Here is a 4,302-nt window from a genome sequence, read left to right as displayed (position 1 = left end):
TTCCTGCCTCATGCGCATCGTGGCCGTGCGCATGGCCGTGCCCGTCTCCTTCGTAATGATGGGAATGCCGCAGGATCGCGAATTTTTCCAGCAGGAAGAACGCCAGCAGGCCGCCGAGCAGGACCGAGAACAGTACGTGCGCGTCCGCTTGCGACTCGAACGCTTCGGGCAATGCATGCAGCAGCGAGGTCGAGAGCAGGATACCAACCGACAGGCTGACCATCCGCTCCACCATTTTGGATAACAAAGCGAAGGAAAACACCGCGGCCGCAGTGATGCTGAGCACGCCTGCGATGGTAGTGGCGAGCAGGATGGATAACAGCGCGGAATCGATTTTAGGCCTCGGCAAATTGCAACAAAGTTGCAAATTAAAACACAGCCGGCCTGATTCGGCAAACGGTTAGCTTAAATGTCTGCCATTCATCATAAGAACGACAGGAAAGCGCCTGAAGCGAACCATGGCCGCACATCGGCGAGCGACCATGGTTCGGACCGCGTCCTGATGATCAGGCCACGCCGTGGGTCTTGAACCACGCAAGGCAAAGCCGCCAGCCTTCCCTTGCATCGGCCTCGACGAAGCTCGGGCGATAGTCGGCATGGAAAGCATGTCCGGAGTTCTCGAAGATCACGAACGACGACTTGCTGCTTCCCTTGGCCAATGCTTCCTTCATCTTGTTGACGCTCTCCAGCGGAATGCCGGTGTCCTTGGCGCCGTACAGGCCGAGCACCGGGACCTTCAGGTCGGCGGCTATATCGACCGGTTGCGCGGGGGTCAGCGCGGTCTTGTCGCCGACCAGCCGTCCGTACCAGGCAACGCCTGCCTTGACCTTCGGATTATGCGCGGCATACAGCCAGGTGATGCGCCCGCCCCAGCAGAATCCGGTGATGCCCACCTTGTCGGTGTTGCCGCCATTATCCTTCGCCCATGCAACGCAGGCGTCCAGATCGGACATGACTTGCGCGTCGGGAACCTTGGAGATCACTTCCTTGATGACTTCGGCGGCAGTGGGATAGGCAGCCGCATTGCCCTGCCGGACGAACAGGTCGGGCGCCAAGGCGAGATAGCCGAGCTTGGCAAAGCGGCGGGCCACGTCGGCGATGTGCTCATGCACGCCGAAGATTTCCGACACCACCAGGATGACCGGCAGATTGGTCTTGCCTTCCGGCTGCGCCCGGTACATCGGCACCTTCTGGCCGTTCACCGTGATGGTGACTTCGCCGGCGGTCAGGCCCGACGTATCGGTTTTGATCATGGTCTGCGCGCAGACCGGCAGCACCGAGGCGGCGAATCCGGTGCCGAGCGCCGTCTTCAGGAAACCACGTCGGTCGAAGCCGTCGGGAAATGCCGTCGTGCCTACCAAACTATTAAGATCGTCCTTCACATCCTGCATGGAAATCCTCCGAAGTGTATGCGTCCGTACGAAACGTTAAACAATCAAACCCAGGTTTTTCCTCGTATGCCGGTTCATCGGGATGACATGAACGCGGCTGCTTGTTTTAATGGGCTTCCTCCCAGTTCTTGCCGACACCCACTTCGGCAAGCAGCGGCACCTTCAGCTTGCCGACGCCGCGCATCAATTCAGGAAGCCGTTGCTGAATATACGACAATTCCGATTCCGGCACTTCGAGCACCAGTTCGTCGTGCACCTGCATCACCATCTTCGATTGCAGGCGCTCGCTTTCCATCCAATCCTGCACGGCAATCATCGACAGCTTGATGAGATCGGCCGCCGTGCCCTGCATGGGCGCATTGATCGCCGCCCTTTCGGCTGCCTGGCGGCGCGGCCCGTTCGGGGAGTTGATCTCCGCCAGCCAGAGCCGGCGGCCGTAGACCGTTTCGACATAGCCGTTGGCCTTGGCCTGCGCACGGGTATCGGTCATGTACTGCGCCACCTTGGGATAACGATTGAAGTATTTTTCGATATACATCTGCGCCGCGGAACGCTCGATGCCGAGATTGGCGGCCAGCCCGAATGCGCTCATGCCGTAGATCAGGCCGAAATTGATGACTTTCGCATAGCGGCGCTGCTCGTTCGTCACTTCCGCCGGAGGCACGCTGAAGATTTCCGACGCCGTCGCGCGATGCACATCCTCGCCTTCCGCAAACGAGCGCAGCAGGCTTTCATCGCCCGATATATGCGCCATGATGCGCAGCTCGATCTGCGAGTAATCCGCCGACACGATGACGCTGCCCGGCGGCGCGATGAACGCTTCACGTATGCGCCGGCCTTCGGCGGTGCGCACCGGAATGTTTTGCAGGTTGGGCTCGTTCGATGCCAGCCGGCCGGTAACCGCCACCGCCTGCGCATAGTTGGTATGCACGCGGCCGGTTGCCGGATTGACCATCTTCGGCAGCTTGTCGGTATAGGTCGACTTCAGCTTCGACAATCCGCGGTATTCCAGCAGGATCTTCGGCAACGGATAATTTTCCGCCAGCTTCTGCAGGACTTCTTCATCCGTGGACGGCGTGCCGGATGGCGTCTTTTTCACCACCGGCAGTTTCAGCTTTTCGAAAAAAATGTCTCCCAGCTGCTTGGGTGAGTTCAGGTTGAAGGACTGCCCGGCCAGCTCATACGCATTCTTTTCCATTTCCAGCATGCGCTTGCCGAGTTCGCCCGACTGGGTGGCCAGCAAGCCGGCATCGATGAGCACGCCGTTGCGCTCGATCTTTTGCAGCACCACGGCGGTCGGCAGCTCGATGCGTTCATAGATGAACTTGAGTCCCTCGTTGTCCGCGACTTGGGGCCACATCGCCTGGTGCAGGCGCAGCGTGATGTCCGCGTCTTCCGCCGCATACTCTGTGGCGCGGTCGATCGCGACTTCATCGAAGCCGATCTGGGAAGCGCCCTTGCCGCACACTTCCTCATACGAAATGGTCTTGATGTTCAGGTGCCGCAGCGCGAGGCTGTCCATGTCGTGGCTTCGGTGCGATTCGAAGACATAGGATTCCAGCAGCGTATCGTGGACGATGCCTTTCAAGGTCACGCCATGGTTGGCGAAGATATGGCAATCGTATTTCAGGTGCTGGCCGACTTTCGGTTTGGCCGCATCTTCCAGCCACGGCTTCAAACGCGATAGCACATGGTCGCGCGACATCTGTTCCGGCGCGTCTTGGTACCGGTGCGCAACCGGAATATAGGCAGCAACGCCGGGCTCGCAGCACAGCGAAATGCCAACCAGTTGCGCCTGCATCGGATCGAGCGAGGTCGTTTCCGTATCGACCGATGTCAGCGCCGCCGCATCGATGCGCTCCAGCCACTTGTCCAGTTGTACGTCGGTGAGAACGGTTTCGTATTGCTTGACGGGTTCCGATTCGGAGGCGCCGAACAGATTGGCTTGCGTGGTTCCCTGCGCACCGCTCGCTGCCTGCGCGCCGGCAGCCATCTTGGTTTCCAGTTCGCGCAGCCAGGTCTTGAAACCGTAGCGTTTGAAGAACGCCAGCATGGCCGCATCATCGACCGGCGCGGCCTTCAGCGATTCCGGGATCGACACCATGTGCTCCACCAAGTCGCAATCGGTCTTTACCGTTACCAGAGTACGCCCCTGCGGCAGCCAGTCGAGCGCACGCCGCAAGTTCTCTCCCACCGCGCCGCCGATGGATGCGGCGTTCGCAATGATGCCGTCCAGACTGCCATATTGATTCAGCCATTTGACCGCTGTCTTTGGCCCTACCTTGTCGACGCCAGGAACGTTGTCGACCGCATCGCCGACAAGCGTCAGGTAATCGACGATACGCTCGGGCGGGACGCCGAACTTGGCGATCACCGCGTCGCGGTCGAAGGTCTCGTTGCTCATCGTGTTGATCAGCGTGACGTTGTCGTTGACGAGCTGCGCGAGATCCTTGTCGCCGGTGGACACCACCGTGCGCATGCCCTGGGCGGTGGCCTGCACCGCCAGCGTGCCGATCACATCGTCGGCTTCGATGCCCTCCACCATCAGGATCGGCCAGCCGAGCGCCCGCACCGCTTCGTGGATGGGCTCGATCTGCCTCGAGAGATCTTCGGGCATCGATGCCCGGTTCGCCTTGTAATCGGCAAACAGGTGGTCGCGGAATGTTTTTCCTTTGGCATCGAATACGCATGCCATGTAGGCAGCGGGGAAATCGGCCCGCAGGCGGCGCAGCATGTTGATCATGCCGTAGATGGCGCCGGTCGGGGCACCGTCCGCATTGCGCAGGTCGGGCATTGCATGGAAGGCGCGATACAAATAGCTGGAACCGTCAACGAGCAGCAAGGTGTTATTCATAGGGAATCAAAAGAAAAAAGCGCCACGCCTGCAAGACTCGGCGGGGACGCGGCCCAG

At 60.1% G+C, this 4,302-nt stretch carries 3 protein-coding genes; all 3 read right to left on the bottom strand.

The features are described 5' to 3' along the window. On the bottom strand, positions 1–310 hold a 310-nt coding region (locus VGU61_RS03655; RefSeq protein WP_326857743.1), incomplete at its 3' end, for a ZIP family metal transporter. A gap of 196 nt (positions 311–506) precedes the next feature. Continuing rightward, positions 507–1,391, bottom strand: coding sequence for a dienelactone hydrolase family protein (locus VGU61_RS03650; RefSeq protein ID WP_326857742.1), 885 nt, complete (start codon positions 1,389–1,391; stop codon positions 507–509). A 106-nt stretch (positions 1,392–1,497) separates the two neighbouring features. Next, the gene (gene polA, locus VGU61_RS03645; RefSeq protein WP_326857741.1) at positions 1,498–4,245 is read right to left on the bottom strand and encodes a DNA polymerase I; all 2,748 of its coding nucleotides are present in this window, start codon (positions 4,243–4,245) and stop codon (positions 1,498–1,500) included. Positions 4,246–4,302 lie beyond the last annotated feature (57 nt).

Origin of the sequence: Noviherbaspirillum sp., assembly GCF_035944575.1 — a bacterium.
In the GTDB taxonomy this organism is placed as follows: Bacteria; Pseudomonadota; Gammaproteobacteria; order Burkholderiales; family Burkholderiaceae_D; genus Noviherbaspirillum.
Note: the sequence above shows the minus strand (reverse complement) of the source record. Positions and strands in the feature narration are given on the sequence as shown.

Bases quoted from the DNA above. Each gene is read 5' to 3' on its own strand.
- VGU61_RS03650 (WP_326857742.1), bottom strand. From the start codon at position 1,391: ATGCAGGATGTGAAGGACGATCTTAATAGTTTGGTAGGCACGACGGCA.
- polA (WP_326857741.1), bottom strand. From the start codon at position 4,245: ATGAATAACACCTTGCTGCTCGTTGACGGTTCCAGCTATTTGTATCGC.